Here is an 18,054-nt window from a genome sequence, read left to right on the forward strand (position 1 = left end):
ACGGCTGGCGCGTGCGCACCGTCGTGGTGGTGCTCGGGGAGTTGCGTCGACTGCGGCAGAACGGAGTTTCTAGATGAGTTCATTGGCCACCGATCGTGTAGACCAATGCTCACCCGATGAGTTCACCCCGCAGCCCTTCGCACTCTCACCCGCGCAGACAGCCCTGTGGTACGCCCAGCGGATCCGTCCCGACGTGCCGCTGACCATCGCCCAGTACGTGGAGATCCACGGCGCCCTCGACGTCGGGCGGCTGCTGTACGCCATCGAGCGTTACGGCGCCGAATCCCAGATCGGCCACCTGCGGCTGCTCGAGATCGACGGGGTGCCGCACCAGGTCGTCGACCCGACGCGGCGCCCCGGCTGGGGCCGCGTCGACCTGCGCGGCGAACCCGACCCGCGCGCCGCCGCGATGCGCTGGATGAACGAGCACGCCGGATCACCGTTCGACCTCGAGCACGATCCGCTCATCACCAATGTGGTGCTGCGCATCGGTGACGCCGCCTACATCTGGTACGGCCGCGCCCACCACATCCTGCTCGACGGCTACGCCGCGATGAACGGGATGAATCGCACCGCCGAGATCTACACCGCGCTCGAGGACCGGCGTGAACCGTCCGTCTCGCGCGCCACGCCGCTGGCCGACATCTACGCCAACGAGTCCACCTACCGGAATTCCACGCGCTTCATCGGCGACCGCGACTACTGGATGGAACAACTCGACGGCGCGGGCGGGCCGAAGTCGCTGGCGGGCGTCACCGCGCCCGCCACCGGCGCCGAGAGCGGGCGCAGGCTCGTCGGCGGCGTCCTCGACGACACGCTCGACGCCGCCATGTCCGAGGTCACCGCAGCGCACGGCACGCACACCTCGACCCTGATCGTCGCGGCGCTGGCCTGCTACGTGCGTTCGGTGACCGGCGAGTCCGACGTCGTGCTCAGCCTTCCGGTCTCCGCCCGCACCACGGTGGCCCTGCGGCGCTCGGCGGGCGTGGTCTCCAATGTGGTGCCGATCCGGGTGCGATTCGACGAGCACACCACCGTCGCCGACGTGGTCAGGCACGCCGAACTCCAGATCACCGGCGCGCTGCGGCATCAGCGCTACCGGCACGACGACATCCGCCGCGACTGCGGCTACTCGCGTGACGCGCGCGGATTCTTCGGCCCGATGGTCAACATCATGCTGTTCCACAACGAGGTGCGGTTCGGCAGCATCGTCGGCTCGCTGCATCTGCTGGCCACCGGCCCGGTCGAGGATCTGTCGGTCAATATCTACAACGGCGAGGGCGGGCGCATCCACGTCGACTTCGAGGCGAATCCGACGCTCTACACCGAATCCGAGGTCGACGTCCACCACGGCCGCTTCGTCGACTTCCTGCACAGGTTCCTCGGCGCCGCGCCCGATACCCGGGCGCTGACCATGGACGCCATCACCGACGCCGAGCGCACCCTGGTCCTGCATCGCTGGAACGCCACCGACCGGCCGGTCGATCCGGCCACCCTGGTCTCGCTGTTCGCCGAACGCGCCGTCGAATGCCCCGACGCCATCGCCCTCGAATTCGAGGACGAGGCGCTCACCTATCGCGAACTCGACGAGTGGTCCAACCGGCTCGCGCGCCTGCTCGTCGCGCGCGGCGCGGGCCCGGACGCCGTCGTCGGCCTGTATCTGCGGCGCAGCGTGGAACTCGTCGTCGGCATGTACGCGATCGTCAAGGCGGGCGCGGCCTATCTGCCGTTGGACACCGACCATCCGGCCGACCGCGTGGACGGCATCCTGGCCCAGGCCCGCCCGGTCTGCGTACTCACCGCCGCGCGCGACGGGTCGACGGCGCCGCCGCGCGCCGCCACGCTGGCGCTGGACACCCTCGACCTCACCGGATTCGATCCGTCGCCGCTCGTCGACGCCGAACGCCGCGCGCCGCTGCACGGCGACAATCTGGCCTACGTGCTGTTCACCTCCGGGTCGACGGGCAGACCCAAGGGGGTCGGGGTCACCCACCGCGCGATCGTGAACCGGCTGCGCTGGATGCAGCACGAGTATCCGCTCGACGCCACCGACGCCGTCCTCCAGAAAACGCCCGCCACCTTCGACGTGTCGGTCTGGGAGTTCTTCTGGCCGCTGCAGGTCGGGGCGAGGCTCGTCGTCGCCGAACACGACGGCCACCGCGACCCGGTCTACCTGGCCTGCATGATCGCCGAACGCGGCATCACCACCGCGCATTTCGTGCCGTCGATGCTCTCGATGTTCCTCGACGACGCCGACACCGCCGCCTGCCTGCGGCTGCGCCGGGTGTTCTGCAGCGGTGAGGCGCTGCCGTCGATCACCGTGCGCGACTTCCACGCCGCTCTCGGCGGCGCCGAACTGCACAATCTGTACGGTCCCACCGAGGCCGCCGTCGACGTCACCTACTGGCCGTGCCCGCCCGACGCCCTCACCGTCCCGATCGGCTCGCCGGTCTGGAACACCAGGACCTACGTGCTCGACTCCCGGCTGCATCCGGTGGCGCCCGGCGCGGTGGGGGAGCTGTACCTGTCCGGCGTGCAGTTGGCGCGCGGCTATCTCGGACAGCCGCGCCTGACCGCCGACCGGTTCGTCGCCGACCCGTTCACCCCCGGCGCCCGGATGTACCGCACCGGTGATCTGGCGCGCTGGCGGGTCGGCGCGGATTGCGCGCGCGGTGTCCTGGAGTACTTGGGGCGCACCGATTTCCAGGTCAAGATCCGCGGCCTGCGCATCGAGCTCGGCGAAATCGAGTCCGCGCTGCTCTCCGATCCATCGGTGGCGCGCGCGGTCTGCGTGGCGCACGCGGGCCGCAAGGGCGACGAACTGGTCGCCTACGTGGTGCCCGCTCCCGGTGCGCCCGCCTCGGTGGACACCGCCGCGCTGCTCAACGCGCTGCGCGCGACGCTGCCCGGCTACATGGTGCCCGCGGCGCTGATCGAACTCGCCGAACTGCCGCTGAGCTCCAACGGCAAGATCGACCGCAAGGCGCTGCCCGCCCCGACGGGCGTGCTGCGCTCGCACCGGGTCGCCGAGGCGCCGCGCACCGAGATCGAGCGGGCGCTGGTCGCGATCTTCGCCGAGGTGCTCGACCTGGCCGAAGCCGAAATCGGCATCGGCGACAGTTTCTTCGATCTCGGCGGCAACTCGCTGATCGCGGCGCGCGCGGTCGCGCGCGTCAACGCGACCTTCGCGACCGGCCTGACCATCCGCGACCTGTTCGAAGCAGGCGATGTGGCCACGGTGGCCGAGCGCTTCGCCGACCTCGCCGTCGACACCGCGTCGCCGCGACTCGCGCCCGCGCTGCGCCCGGAGCGGATACCGCTGTCGCTGGCCCAGCAGCGCCTGTGGATCCTGAACCGGTTCGCCGAGCACGCCGCCGCCTACAACATGCCGCTGGCGGTGCGTCTCGAGGGGCCGCTCGACCTGGAGGCGTTGCGCGCCGGGCTCTTCGACGTGATCGCCCGCCACGAGAGTCTGCGCACCACATTCCCGGAGACGGCCGAGGGACCGTATCAGCTGATCCACCCGGCCGCCGAGATCCCGCTGACCTTGGAACCGGTCGAGGTGGCGGGCGGCGACGCGGTCGCGGCGGCCACCGAATTCGCCTGCTACGAGTTCGATCTGCGCAAGCAGGCGCCGATTCGGGTGGCGCTGTACCGGACCGGGCCCGACAGCCACCTGTTCGCGGTGGTGCTGCACCATATCGTCGGCGACGGCTGGTCGATCGCCCCGCTGGCCCGCGATCTGATGACGGCGGTGACGGCGCGCGCCGCGGGTTCGGCGCCGCGCTGGGTGCCGCTGCCGGTGCAGTACGCGGATTTCGCGCTGTGGCAGCGGGAGCTGCTGGGCGAGGAGTCCGATCCGGCCAGCGCGCTGAGTCGCCAGTTGACCTACTGGCGCGCCGAGTTGACCGGCCTGCCCGATCAGCTCGACCTGCCGCTCGACCGTCCGCGCCCGATGCGCCGCAGTACCGACGGCGGCCGTGTCGAGTTCGCGATCTCCGCCGAAACCCGCCGCGCGGCGGCCGAACTCGCCGCGGCCAAGGGCGTCAGCATGTTCATGGTGCTGCACGCGACGCTGGCCGCGCTGCTCTCGCGCCTGTGCGGAACCACCGATATCACCATCGGCACGCCCATCGCGGGGCGCTCCGATCCGGCACTGGACGAACTGGTCGGCATGTTCGTCAACACCCTCGTCCTGCGCACCGAGGTCGACCCGGCCTCGGGCTTCGACCGGATGCTCGACGCGATCCGCGAAACCGACCTGAACGCCTTCGCCAACGCCGACGTGCCGTTCGAGCGCCTGGTCGAGGCGGTCAACCCGGAACGGTCCGGCGCCCGCCACCCGCTGTTCCAGGTGATGCTGTCCTACGACCGCGTCCCCGAGCTGAGGATCGCACTGCCCGCCGTGCGCACCGAAGTCATCGACCTGAACGCCGCGCAGGCGAAGTTCGATCTCCAGCTGGAACTGCACGACGATCCGGACGGCGGCCCGATGCACGCCGAATTCGGTTACGCCCGTGACGTCTTCGACCATCGGACGGTGGAGACCTTCGCGCGCCGATTCCTGACGATCCTGGACGCGGTGGTGGCATCGCCGCAGACCCCGGTCGGCGATGTCGACATCCTCGACGCGCGCGAATCCGGCAAGCTGGTCCCGTTCGCGGGCTCGCCCGCCGAACCGCCACTGACCCTGGCCCGGATGCTCGCCGACACCGCCGAACGCGTGCCCGACACGATCGCCGTGCGCTACCGCGGCCGCGGCACCACCTACCGTGAGCTCGACGAGCGGTCCAACGCGCTGGCGCGGGTGCTGATCGAGCACGGTGCGGGGCCGGAAGTCGTGGTCGCGGTCGCGCTGCCGCGCGGACTCGACTCCGTCCTCGCCATCTGGGCGGTCGCCAAGTCGGGCGCCGCCTACGTGCCCGTCGACCCCGGCTACCCTTCCGACCGGATCGGGCACATGATCGCCGACTCCGGCGCGATGCTCGGCCTGACCGTGCCCGACTGCCTCACCGCGATGCCCGCCTGGCCCGCCGTCCAGGGCCGCCACCGCAAGAGCCAGGTCGACTGGCTGGTGCTCGGCACCCGCGAACTCGCCGCGGAACTGGCCGGTGTCGGCAGCGGACCGGTCACCGACGCCGAACGCCACCATCCGCTGCGTATCGGCCACCCGGCGTATCTGATCTACACCTCGGGATCGACCGGCAAGCCCAAGGCCGTTGTGGTGACCCACGGCGGACTGATCTCCCTGGCACACGAGCAGACCTACCTGTTCGGGGTCACCGATTCCGCGCGCACCCTGCACTTCTCGTCGCCGAGCTTCGACGCGTCGGTGCTCGAGCTGCTGCTCGGATTCGCGGCGGGCGCGACCATGGTCGTCGTGCCGTCGGGCGTCTACGGCGGCGCCGAACTCGCGCGCATCCTGCGCGAGGAGCGCGTCACCCACGCCTTCATCACCCCCGCCGCGCTGGCCACCGTGCCCGATGTCGGACTCGACCACCTCGAGACCGTGATCGTCGGCGGTGAGGCGTGCTCGGCGGAACTGGTGCGCACCTGGTCGATGCGCCACCGCATCCACAATATGTACGGTCCGTCCGAGGCCACGGTCGCGATCACCGCCTCCCATCCCATGCAGGCGGGACGTCCGGTGCCGCTGGGCGTTCCGGTGCGCGGCATGCGGCTGTTCGTGCTCGACTCGCGCTTACGCCCGGTGCCGCCGGGAACTCCGGGCGAGCTGTACGTCTCCGGTCCCGGCGTCGCGCGCGGCTACCTCGGCAGGCACGCCATGACCGCGCAGCGTTTCCCGGCCAATCCGCACGGCAGGCGCGGCGAGCGCATGTACCGCACCGGCGATCTCGTGGTCCTCGACCGCGTGCACGGACTGCGTTTCCTCGGCCGCGCCGACGACCAGGTGAAGATCCGCGGCTTCCGCATCGAACTCAGCGAGATCGACCACGCGCTGCGCGCGCATCCCGGCGTGAGTTTCGCGCTGACCGTCGTGCACACCGACGAGCACGGTCAGCCGAGGCTGGCCGCCTACCTCACCGGCGACCACGACATCGATCCGGCGGAGGTCGCCGAATCGGCGCGTCTGCGGCTGCCCGGCTACATGGTGCCCGCCTCGATCACCGTGCTGGACACGATGCCGGTCACGCCCGCGGGCAAGATCGACCGGAAAGCGTTGCCGGAACCGGTGTTCACCGCGCGCGCCGCGTCCCGCGCGCCGCGGTCGGAGGCCGAGCGGCGGGTGGCCGCGGTGTTCGGCGAGGTGCTCGGTCGCCCGGTCGCGGGCGTGGAGGACAGCTTCTTCGACATCGGCGGCAACTCCCTGCTCGCCACCAGGCTCGCGGCGGCGCTGCACGCCGAATTCGGCGTCGACCTGCCGGTGCGGGAACTCTTCGAGGCGCCGACCGTGGCGGGCGTGGCCGAACGGATAGTGGAAGCGCCCCGGACGCGGCGGGTGGCGCTGGCGGTGCACACCCCGCGTCCGGGACGTCTCCCCTTGTCGCTGCCGCAGCAGCGACTGTGGTTCCTGAATCGATTGTCACCCGAATCGAGCGCCTACAACGTCGCTTTCGCGATTCGAATCGACGGCGATCTGGATGTCGAGGCGCTCACGGCCGCGATCACCGACCTGGTCGACCGGCACGAGGTGCTGCGCACGGTGTTCCCCGAGGACGCCGACGGCCCGAGCCAGGTGGTGCTGCCCACCGCGGCGGCCGTGCCCGGTCTCACGGTCGTGGAGACCGACGAGGCGGGCGCCGAGCGGGCGCTGCGCGTGACGGCGCGCCGCGGATTCGACCTCACCAAATCGACGCCGCTGCGTATCTCGTTGCTGTGCACCGGATCCGACCACTACCGCCTCGGCATCGTGCTGCACCACATCGCCGCGGACGGCTGGTCGCTGGCGCCGCTGACCCGCGATCTCGCCGTCGCCTACGCCGCGCGGCACGAGGGGGCGGCCCCGATGTGGGCGCCGCTTCCGGTGCAGTACGCCGACTTCGGGCTGTGGCAGCGGGCCTGCCTCGGCGCGGAATCCGATCCGACGAGCGTCGCGGCCACCCAGCTCGAGTACTGGCGCGCGGCGCTGGCCGACGCGCCCGAGGAACTGCCGCTGCCCTTCGATCGGCCGCGCCCCGAACACCCGGCCCACACCGCGGCATCGGTGCGCTTCGAGGTGCCCGGCGACACACGCGACACCCTCGGCCTGCTCGCGCGCGAGCATGGCGTGAGCATGTTCATGGTGCTGCGTTCGGCGCTGGCGGTGCTGTTGCGCGCGGTCACCGGCGGACGCGACATCGTCATCGGCACGCCGGTGGCGGGCCGCTCGGACACCCAGCTCGACGAATTGGTCGGCATGTTCGTCAATACGCTGGCCCTGCGGTCGGACGTGGATCCCGACGCCTCCTTCGCGACGCTGCTGCGCGCCGACCGCGACACCGAACTGGCCGCGCTCGCCCACGCCGACCTGCCCTTCGAGCGCGTCGTGGACGAACTCGGCCACCGCGGCCGCGGCGCCAACCGCCCTCCGCTGTTCCAGGTGGCGCTGACCGTGCAGGAGGAGCCCGCTCCCGCGCTGCGCCTGCCCGGACTCGAATTGCGCGCCGAGGAACTGGATATCGCGCTGGCGAAGTTCGATCTCGAACTGCGCGTGACGAATTCGGGCGCGGTCTCGGCGCCGGACTACGCCTTCGAATTCCTCTACGCCGACGAACTTTTCGACGCGGGGACCGTCGAGATCCTGGCGGACCGCTTCCAGCGGGTGCTCGCGGCGATCACGCGGAATCCGCGAGTGTCGATCCGCGACATCGACGCGCGGACCGAGCACGAACGTCGCACGCTCGCGCCCGCGCTCGGCGCGCCAGCCGCCGCGCCCCGCCCGCTCGGCGCGCTGCTCACCGCGGCCGCGCTGCGCTATCCGGCGCACTCCGCGCTGGTGGACGCCGCCGATGGCGAATCGGTGAGCTACGCCGAACTCGACCGGCGCTCCAACCGGCTCGCGCGGGCGCTGATCGCGCGCGGGCTCGGCGCCGAGGACCGGGTGGCGCTCGGCCTGACGCGCTCGATCGAGTCGGTGCTCACGGTGCTCGCGGTCGCCAAATCGGGTGCCGCGTTCGTGCCGGTCGACCCGAAATACCCGGCCGACCGGATCCGGCACATGCTCACCGACTCCGGCGTCCGCCTCGGGATCACCGCCGCCGCGCACGCCGACGCGCTGCGCGCCGCCGCCCGCGACGAGACAGCCACCGAATGGCTGCTGCTCGACGACCCCGGCTTCGCCGCCGAAATCACCCGCCAGGACGACCGCGTACTCACCGACGTCGAGCGGATTCGCCCGGCCCGCCCCGCCGACCTCGCCTACATCGTCTACACGTCGGGTTCCACCGGCACCCCCAAGGGCGTTGCGGTGACCCAGTCGGGATTGTCGAATCTCGCCGAGGAGTTCCGCGAACGGATGGCGGTCGACGCCGATTCGCGCACCCTGCATTTCTCCACGCCGAGCTTCGACGCGGCGGTCCTCGATCTGCTGCTCGCCCTCGGCGCGGGCGCCACCATGGTGATCTGCCCGCCCGACGTGTACGGCGGCGACGAACTCGGCGCGCTGATGGAGCGCACCGGAATCACCCACGCCTTCGTGACCCCGGCCGCGCTGGCCACCATCGAACACGAGCGTTGGCCGCTGCCACGGCTGCGCACGCTCATGGTCGGCGGCGAGGCGTTCGGTTCCGATCTGATCGCGCGCTGGTCGGCGGAGCGGGCGATGTTCAACGTGTACGGGCCGACCGAGACGACGGTGGTCGTCTCCGGTGCGCCCGCGCGTGCGGACGCACCGAGCACCATCGGCTCGCTGGTGCGCGGCGCGCGGGCGCTGATCCTGGACGAGCGGCTGCGTCCGGTGCCGATCGGGGTGCCCGGTGAGCTGTATCTCGGCGGTGCGGGTGTGGCGCGCGGCTATCTCGACCGTCGCGGGCTGAGTGCGGGGCGGTTCGTCGCCGACCCGCACGGTCCGGCGGGCGCCAGGATGTACCGCACCGGCGACGTGGTGCGCTGGAACGCCGACGGCGGACTGGTCTACCTCGGGCGCAGCGACTTCCAGGTCAAGATGCGCGGTTTCCGCATCGAACTCGGTGAGATCACGGCGGCGCTCGACGCCGACCCCGCGGTGCGGTTCGCCTACACCGAGGTGCGGCGCGTCGCGGACGTGGACCGGATCGTCTCCTTCGTCCAGGCCGCCGACGACCGGGTAGGGGTCGACGTCGACGCGGTGCGCGCGGCCGTGGCCCGGCGACTGCCCGCGCATATGGTCCCGGCCGCGATCACGGTCCTCGACCGCATCCCGCTGACCCCGGTCGGCAAACTCGACGTCGCCGCGCTGCCCGAGCCGCGCCTGCATGCGACGGCGGCGGCGAGGATGCCGGAGACCGAGAACGAGCGGCTGGTCGCCGGCGTCGTCGCCGAGCTGATCGAGGCCGAATCGGTGGGCGCCGACGACAGCTTCTTCGACATCGGCGGCAATTCGCTGCTGGCCACACGTCTGGTGGCGCGCCTGAATGCCGCGACGGGGGTCGCGATCGAGGTGCGCACGGTGTTCACCTCGCCCACCGTCGCCGGACTCGCCGCGCTGCTCGACCGCGCGTCCGCGTCCGAGTCGCGGTTGCCCGCCCTCGTGGCGGGTCCGCGCCCCGAGCGGATTCCGCTCTCGGCCGCCCAGCAGCGGTTGTGGTTCCTGCACCGGTTCAACCGGATGCCGGGCGCGGCCGCCGACGCCGACCGGGCGGCGGGGGCGTACAACGTCCCGATGGTGCTGCGGCTGCGCGGCGCGCTCGAGGTGCCCGCGCTGGTCTCGGCGCTGCACGCGGTGCAGCGCAGGCACGAGACCTTGCGCACGGTGTTCCCCGAGGTCGACGGCGCCGCCGTGCAGCGGGTGCTCGAGCAGGCCGAGGCGGCGATCACGCTGTTCGTCGCGACCGTGACCCCGGAGCGGGTCGTGCACGCCGTGCGCGATTTCGTCGCGCCCGGATTCGATCTGGCCACCGAGGTTCCGCTGCGCGCGGCGCTGATCACCGTCGCCGAACCCGGCGAATCCGGTTCCGCGGCAACCGATCACGTCCTGGTTCTCGTCGTGCACCACATCGCCGTCGACGGCTGGTCGCTCGAGCCGCTCGCGGCCGACTTCGCCGAGGCGTACGCGGCCGCGACGGCGGGCGTCGACATCGTCTCGCCCGCACTGGAGGTCCAGTACGCGGACTACACGCTGTGGCAGCGCGCGGTGCTCGGCGCCGAGCACGATCCCGACTCGACCGTGAGCCGCAGCCTCCGGTACTGGCGCGACGCGCTGTCCGGACTTCCGGACCTGCTGAACGTGCCCGCCGATCGCCCGCGCCCGCCCGTGCCGTCCTATTCCGGCGGCATCGTGGAATGCGAGCTCGACGCGCGCACCCACCGCGAACTCCACGCGCTGGCGTCGAGCCACGGCGTGAGCATGTTCATGGTCCTGCACGCCGCGCTCGCGGTCCTGCTGCACCGCATGACCGGCGTCGACGACATCGCCGTCGGCACCCCGATCGCGGGTCGCGGCCATCCGGCGCTGGACCGGATGGTCGGCATGTTCGTCAACACGTTGGTGCTGCGCACCCCGGTGCGTCCCGATGTGCCGTTCACCGACCTGCTGCGTGCCGTGCGCGACACCGACCTCGACGCGTTCGCCAACGCCGACCTGCCCTTCGAACGGCTCGTCGAGGTGCTCAACCCGGCAAGGTCGCGGTCGCACCATCCGCTGTTCCAGGTCATGCTGTCGGTGCGCAACCAGCCGGTGCGGGTGCTCGAACTGCCGGGGCTGCGCATCGAGGCCAACGACATCGACACCGGCATCGCCAAATTCGACCTGCAGTTCACGCTCACCGAATCGCACGCCGACCCGGCGCGGCGCGAGCCGAACGGCATCACGCTGTCGGTGAACTACGCGCGCGACCTGTTCGACGAGTCGGGCGCGGAACGACTCGGCCGCCGCCTGGTGCGGCTGCTCGGCGCGGTGGCCGCCAATCCCACCTCGGCGGTCGGCGATCTGGAACTGCTCGACGCCGCGGAATGGTCGGGGCTGGCCGCGGTGCGCGGTCCCGAGGCGGACCGGCCGGTGACCCTGCCCGAGGTCTTCGAGGCCGCGGCCCGCGTCGACCGCGACGCGATCGCCCTGTGCTCCGACGGCACCCGGATCACCTACGACGCCCTCGACCGCTGGACCAACCGGCTCGCGCGCGTCCTCATCGCCCGCGGTGTCGGACCGGAAACGCTGGTGGCGCTCGGCATTCCGCGTTCGGTGGAATCGGTGGCCTCGGTGCTTGCGGTGGCCAAGGCGGGCGCGGCCTTCGTCCCGGTCGACCCGCTCTACCCGGCGCACCGCATCGAGCACATGCTCACCGATTCGGCGGCGGCACTCGGCATCACCCTCGCCGACTACCGCGCCGACCTGCCCGACGGCGCCGCGTGGATCGTGCTGGACGACACGGACTTGCGCGCCGAGGTGCTGGCCGCCTCGGACGCGCCGATCCGGCGGGACGAGCGCATCGGCGAACTGCGCGTGGACAATCCGGCGTACGTGATCTACACCTCGGGCTCGACCGGCACGCCGAAGGGCGTCGTCGTCACGCACGGCGGCCTGTCCAATTTCGCCGCGGAGACCGCCAAGCAGTTCGATGTGGGCCCGGGCAGCCGGGTGCTGCACTTCGCCACGCCGAGCTTCGACGCCGCCATGCTCGACCTGCTGCTCGCGCTCGGCGGCGCGGCCGCGCTGGTGATCACGCCGCCCGGCGTGGTCGGCGGCGCGGAACTGGCGGAGGTCTTCGTCGAGGAGCGGATCACCCACGCCTTCATCACGACCTCCGCGCTCGGCACGGTGGATCCGACCGGGATCACCGACCTCGCGCACGTGCTGGTCGGCGGCGAGGCGCTGCCGCCGGACCTGGTGAAACGCTGGGGTCCGGGACGCCGCCTGCACAATGTGTACGGCCCGACCGAGACCACCATCGTGACGGTCATCGGCCCGCCGTTGTCGCCGGGCGATCCGATCACCATCGGCGCGCCCATCCGCGGCGTCGGCGCGGCGGTGCTCGATCCGCGCCTGCATCCGGCGCCGGTCGGGGTCACCGGGGAACTGCACCTCGCGGGTTCCGCGCTCGCCCGCGGCTACCTGAACCGGCCCGGCCTGACGGCGCAGCGTTTCGTCGCCAATCCCTACGGCAAGCCGGGTGAGCGCATGTACCGCACCGGCGACCTGGTCCGCTGGTTCGCCGGGCCCGACCGGGGCACGGCCGAGCGGGCGCGCGAGATCGAATACGTCGGGCGCACCGACCACCAGGTGAAGATCCGCGGCTTCCGCATCGAACTCGGCGAGATCGACACGGCGATGGGCAGCCATCACGCGGTGAAGTTCTCCCTCACCGTCGGGCACCGCACCCCGGCCGGTTCCACCGCGCTGGTGGCCTATGTGAAACTGCGCGACGGGGCGGGGTGCTCGACCGGCGAACTGGTCGAGCACCTGTCCGCGCTGGTGCCGAATTACATGGTGCCGCAATCGATCATGCTGCTCGACACGGTGCCGTTGAATCCGGTGGGCAAACTCGACCGCGCGGCGCTGCCGGAACCGGTGTTCACCGGGTCGGCGGGCTACCGCGCGCCGGGCACGCCGACCGAGGCCGCGGTGTGCGCGGCCTACGCCGAGGTGCTCGGGGTCGAGACCGTCGGCGCCGACGACGGCTTCTTCGAACTGGGCGGCAACTCGCTGCTTGCCACCAAGGTGGTCGCGCGCCTGCGCGCCGAAGGTTTCGAGGTGCCGGTGCAGATGATGTTCGGCGCGGCGACACCCGCCGCCATCGCCGCCGGACTCGACGGCGGCGTCGGGCCCGAGGCCGCGATGGCCGCGGCGCTCGCGCCGGTGCTGCCGATCCGGCCCGTGACCGACGCGAGTCACGCGCCGCTGTTCTGCGTGCACCCGGCGATCGGCCTGTCCTGGTGCTATTCGGGGCTGCTCGCGCACCTTTCGCCGAACCGCCCGGTGTACGGGTTGCAGGCGCCGCACATCGCGGGGGAGCCGGGATACGCGTCGATCGCGGAGGCGGCGCGGCGCTACATCGCGCACATCAAATCGGTGCAGCCGACCGGGCCATACCATCTGCTCGGCTGGTCGCTCGGCGGCCTGATCGCCTACGAGGTCGCGGTGCGGCTGCAGGAGTCGGGCGAACGCGTGGCGCTGCTGTCGATGATGGACAGCTACCGGCTCTCCGACGACCTGCTGTCGATGGCCATGCCGAGCGTCGGCGAGATCGTGGCCGAATTCGGCGACGAGGCGCTCGGCGGGCAGGCTCCCGACGGTGACCTGACCCTGCGCGAGGCCGCCGACCTGCTGCGCTCGCGTCCCGGCCCGTTCGCCGCGCTCACCGTCGACCACCTGGAGCGGCTGTACGAGGGCTACGCCAACGGCACCGTTCTCGCGCACGGTTTCCGCCCTCGGGTCTTCGACGGCGACGTGGTGTTCTTCAGCGCGGGCGCCGACGAGATCAACCGGTCCGATCCGGCCCGCCGGGCGAGCGCGTGGGAGCCGTTCGTCACCGGCGACGTGCACGACCACGTACTCCCGTGCGGCCACGCCGCGATGACCACCCCCGAATCGCTGTCCGTGATCGGCCCGGTACTCCACCGGCATCTCGACGCAGTGACCGAAATCGCCCAGGAGGATGCCGAGTGACCCGATACGAGCGAACGACCGGCGAACACGCGCCGGTACAGGCCGAGGCCGAACCCGTCCGGGAGGTGCGCTCATGAGTTTCGCCGTGGAAGTACTCGGGTTGTCGAAGACCTACGGCAAGGTCACGGTGCTCGACGACGTCGATCTGCAGATTCCGGCGGGCACCGTCATGGGGCTGCTCGGTCCCAACGGCGCGGGCAAGACCACCACCGTGCGCATCGTCACCACCCTGTTGCGGCCGTGCGCGGGCACCGTGCGGGTGGCCGGGATCGATGTGCTGCGCGACCCGGCGGGCGCGCGCAAGCGCATCGGGCTGTCCGGGCAATACGCCGCCGTCGACGCCAACCTGTCCGGCTACGAGAACCTGCGCATGGTCGCCAGGCTCTACGGCATGTCGACGCGGGGCGCCGCGGCCCGCGCGGAGGAACTGCTCGCCATCCTCGGCCTCGAACAGGCCGCGCACCGCCGCGCGGGCACCTACTCCGGCGGTATGGCGCGCCGCCTCGACCTCGCGGGTGCGCTGGTGGCGCGGCCCGCGGTGGTTGTGCTCGACGAGCCGACCACCGGACTCGATCCGCGCGGGCGTCTCGACATGTGGCGGGTCATCGGCGAACTCGTCGATGACGGCACCACCGTGCTGCTGACCACCCAGTATCTGGAGGAGGCCGATCTGCTCGCCGACCGGATCACGGTGATCGACCGCGGCCGGGTCATCGCGCGCGGCTCGGCCGACGAGTTGAAGACCTCCATCGGCGGCGACCGGCTCACCGTCACGCTGGCCGCCGGTCAGGACGTGGCGCCCGCACGGCGGGTGCTGGCCCAGGTCGGCGTCGGCGAACCGATCCACGAACCGGGCACCGACCGGGTCTCGGTGGTGGTTGGCGACGGGTCGCGCACCATGGTCGAGGCGCTGCGCAGGCTGGACGACGCGGGCGTGTGCGTGGTCGACGCCGAGGTGCACCGGCCGAGCCTGGACGACGTATTCCTTTCCCTCACCGGCACTCCCGCCCCCGATGCGGACACGCGGGAACCGGCCACCGATGACGTACAAGAGGAGATCATGTCGTGAGTGTCGCGGGTACCGTGCTGAAAGACGAAGCGCCGAGCGTGGATTCGGTGGCGGAGTCGGCGGCGAGCCGGGAGATCGCGGCGCCGAGGCTACGGTTGTTCCGGGACAGCGCGATCGTCGCCCACCGCAATCTGCTCACCATCCTGCGGGTGCCGACGCTGCTGGTCACCGCGACGATCCAGCCGCTGATGTTCGTCTTCCTCTTCGCCTACATCTTCGGCGCCTCGCTCGGCGGCAGTCAGTACCGCGAATTCCTGCTCGCGGGCATCTTCGCCCAGACCGTGGCCTTCAACGCGGCCTTCACCACCGTCGGCCTCGCGGGCGACCTGCACACCGGCATCATCGACCGGATGCGCACGCTGCCGATGTCGCGGCTCGCGGTGCTCATGGGCCGCACCCTGTCGGACCTGGTGGTGAACGTGCTCAGCCTGATCGTCATGGTCGGCTGCGGCTACGTGGTCGGCTGGCGGATCAACGGCGGGGCGGCCGACGCGGCGCTCGCCTTCGGTGTCATCCTGCTGTTCGCCTTCGCGATGTCGTGGGTCGGCGCGCTGACCGGTCTGCTCTCGCCGACCGTCGAGGTGGCCCAGAGCGCGGGCCTGATCTGGCTGTTCCCGCTGTCGTTCATCTCCTCGGCGTTCATCTCCGCCGAAACCCTGCCGGGTCCGCTGCGCACCGTCGCCGAATGGAATCCGATCACCGCGGTCGCGGCGTCGGGGCGCGAACTGTTCGACAACGGTTCGCCGCCCACCTTCGTGCCCGCCACCGGGTGGGCCGCCGACAACTGCGTGCTGTACGCGGTGATCTGCTCGGTCGTGATCCTGGCCGTCGCCATGCCGATGGCGTTGCTGCGCTACCGCAAGGTCGCCAGTCACTGATCGCCGCACGAACACGACGAAGGCCGCTCCCGGAAGGGGCGGCCTTCGTCGTCGGTTGCTCCGCTCAGACGCGGCGGCGGGTCTTGAGCAGGTCGAGGCGCTCCTTGAGCAGTTCCTCGAGTTCCTCCTTGCTGCGACGCTCGAGCAGCATGTCCCAGTGCGTGCGCGGCGGCTTGACCTTCTTGGTCTCCTGCGTCGTGCCCTCGAGCAGGACGCCTTCCTGGCCGTTGCGGCACAGCCAGGTGGGAGGGATCTCGGCGTCGTCGGCGAAGGGGACGTCGAATTCCTCGTTGTTATCGGTCCGGTACCGGGCAATCCGACGCGGGGCCAGGTCGTGGTCGCGATCGGTCTCGTAGCTCACCGCTCCGAGCCGACTGCCCCGGAGTACGCGATCTGCCATGGTGTGCCTCTCCCTGTGTACTCGAGTTTGTGCCGCGCTGTGTTCTGCCACCGCGCGGTGGACCATCGATACCCTGCGAACTTCGTGTACAACGCAGGGACCTGCCCGAATAGTTCCCGCCCCGGCGACGGGGAACCGCAATTGTAGTCGTCGGGCCCGCCCGTCGGACGCGCGGGCACACCGGCGCTCCGGAACCTCGTGCACCGCAACGGCAATTGGCCTGGCGGATCAATTGGCGCGGTGTCGGCGGGCGGGGCTATCGTGTGCGGCGTGCCTCATACAGCCAGGTCGGGCAGTGCCGCCGCCGATCGTCATCTGTCCTGCCTGTGGTGCGGGCGCAATATCGTGGAATCGGAGGCAGGACGCCGCCGTCGCTACTGCCGCCAGTCCTGCCGTCAGCGCGCCTACGAGCACCGCAACAGCCTCAAGGGCACCGGAATCCCCGACGATTCGGTGGTGCTCAGCGCGCAGGAGGCCGCCGATCTGGCCGATCGCTGGTTCGCGGCGCGCTGCGCGGCCGAGGATGTCGCCACCGCCGTCGAGGAGGGCGCAGGCCACGACGAGTTGGCGATGCTGAGCCGCACGCTGGTCGAACTCACTCGCGAGGCCGAACGGCTGCGCTAGCCGCGCCGGAACGTCGGTTCAGGTCGCGTCCGCGCAGCAGGACGAGCACGGTGAGGCCGGCGAGGGTGGTGAGCAGTCCGGCCGCGACGCCGAGCGTGGCGGCGTCCGGGTGGACGAGCGATTGCGCTCGCATCGCCTGCCAGAACACCAGCGCGAACACCGCCGCGCAGCCGCCCGCCAGCACCGTGATCAGTTCGGCCCGGGTGCGTTCGGGGCGCAGCCACCGGAAGCGACGGGCGAGCAGCGCGAGCGCGATCACCGCGATCAGCAGGAACTGGATGGCGTGCAGTCCGACGAAATGCGGGATGCGCAGGTCGCCGCCGGTGGTGCTCCAGTGGGTGAGCGGCATGCCGTCGGCGTCGTGCGCCGCGTCGATGTAGCCGTCGCGCCCCGCGTCGGTGTAGCCGTCGCGCGCGGCGTCGGTGTTGTGGTCGAGCACGGTGTGGCCTGCGCCGAGGAGCACGGGGCGGCCGTAGGCGTCCAGGACGCGCTGTTCGCCGGTGAACCCCATGAGATACGCCTGCGCCATGCCGAGTACCGCGAGCAGCAGGCCCGCGCGGATCGCGACCGTGGTCGGTCGGTCGACCAGTCGCTGCCGCACCACGATGACCGCGATGACGAGGTTGGCCAGGAACAGCCCGGGCACGCCGGACGTGAACACGATCTGCCCGACCTGGTTCACCGGGTCGGGGTCGGCGTTGTTGAAATGGCTGAAGCTGCCGCGCGCGGCCTGCAGCACGATAAAGCCGACGTCAACCACGCCGGTGACGGCGAAGACGGTGCCGAGCCACCGGGTCACGCGCTGTCCGCGATGCGGCCGCGACAGCAGCCAGGCGAGGGTGAGCCCGTAGAGGGCGAAGGCGAGGCCGAACTTCCACGGTTTGAGCCACACCGATTCACCGAGCACCCTGCGGTCGTCGACCAGCATGCCGACGGTCGCGACGAGCACCAGCGCCGCCATCAGGCCGACCATGCAGAGCAGGGGACGGTGCGCTCGACGCACCGGCATCGGTTCGGTCGCGCGCCGCTTCGGTCGGGAATCGGTTACCGCTGCATCGAATTCGATCGTCGACATGATGTGACGGTAGGAATCCGCGCCCGCGCGACACGTCCCGCCGCGGAACGATTCACGAGTAGCACCTCGGTACCGTCATGCCGCGAGGGCGGCACCGGAGTAGGGGAGAGGCGAGGCGTCGGCGATCGTCGTGCACGGTAGTCGGTCGGCGAGTCGAGTGGCGCCGGAGTGGATCGAGCGATCTCATGGACGTCGAATCGAGTTCGTCGATGGTCGCCGGGGCCAGCGGCGTCGAAGTGGGCGGCATCCATGGATGACTGTCGAGCA

General features: G+C 71.2%; 6 protein-coding genes. 4 read left to right on the forward strand and 2 right to left on the reverse strand.

Going from position 1 to position 18,054, the window contains the following annotated elements:
* Positions 1–73 precede the first annotated feature (73 nt).
* From IT779_RS26700 to IT779_RS26710, 3 genes are all read left to right on the forward strand, one after another.
* Positions 74–13,741: a non-ribosomal peptide synthetase gene (locus tag IT779_RS26700; RefSeq protein ID WP_196152176.1), complete on the forward strand. Its 13,668-nt coding sequence runs from the start codon at positions 74–76 to the stop codon at positions 13,739–13,741.
* A gap of 73 nt (positions 13,742–13,814) precedes the next feature.
* Complete coding sequence (locus IT779_RS26705; protein ID WP_196152177.1) at positions 13,815–14,810, forward strand: ATP-binding cassette domain-containing protein; 996 nt, start codon at positions 13,815–13,817, stop codon at positions 14,808–14,810.
* A 95-nt stretch (positions 14,811–14,905) separates the two neighbouring features.
* Positions 14,906–15,688 carry an ABC transporter permease gene (locus IT779_RS26710; protein ID WP_196152241.1) on the forward strand — a complete coding sequence of 261 codons (783 nt, stop codon included), beginning with the start codon at positions 14,906–14,908 and terminating at the stop codon, positions 15,686–15,688.
* 64 nt (positions 15,689–15,752) lie between these two features.
* On the opposite strand, the gene IT779_RS26715 is transcribed toward IT779_RS26710, so the two are convergent.
* Positions 15,753–16,088: an RNA polymerase-binding protein RbpA gene (locus tag IT779_RS26715; protein WP_196152178.1), complete on the reverse strand. Its 336-nt coding sequence runs from the start codon at positions 16,086–16,088 to the stop codon at positions 15,753–15,755.
* A 270-nt stretch (positions 16,089–16,358) separates the two neighbouring features.
* Between IT779_RS26715 and IT779_RS26720 the strand changes: the two genes are divergently transcribed.
* Positions 16,359–16,712 carry a hypothetical protein gene (locus IT779_RS26720; RefSeq protein ID WP_196152179.1) on the forward strand — a complete coding sequence of 118 codons (354 nt, stop codon included), beginning with the start codon at positions 16,359–16,361 and terminating at the stop codon, positions 16,710–16,712.
* On the opposite strand, the gene IT779_RS26725 is transcribed toward IT779_RS26720, so the two are convergent.
* Complete coding sequence (locus tag IT779_RS26725; RefSeq protein WP_332838976.1) at positions 16,684–17,787, reverse strand: hypothetical protein; 1,104 nt, start codon at positions 17,785–17,787, stop codon at positions 16,684–16,686. The two genes, IT779_RS26720 and IT779_RS26725, sit on opposite strands and share 29 nt — an antisense overlap.
* Positions 17,788–18,054 lie beyond the last annotated feature (267 nt).

Origin of the sequence: Nocardia bovistercoris (genome assembly GCF_015674855.1) — a bacterium.
In the GTDB taxonomy this organism is placed as follows: Bacteria; Actinomycetota; Actinomycetes; order Mycobacteriales; family Mycobacteriaceae; genus Nocardia; species Nocardia bovistercoris.

Coding starts and splice junctions, on each gene's coding strand:
- IT779_RS26700 (WP_196152176.1), top strand. CDS start 74: ATGAGTTCATTGGCCACCGATCGTGTAGACCAATGCTCACCCGATGAG.
- IT779_RS26705 (WP_196152177.1), top strand. CDS start 13,815: ATGAGTTTCGCCGTGGAAGTACTCGGGTTGTCGAAGACCTACGGCAAG.
- IT779_RS26715 (WP_196152178.1), bottom strand. CDS start 16,088: ATGGCAGATCGCGTACTCCGGGGCAGTCGGCTCGGAGCGGTGAGCTAC.
- IT779_RS26725 (WP_332838976.1), bottom strand. CDS start 17,787: ATGTCGACGATCGAATTCGATGCAGCGGTAACCGATTCCCGACCGAAG.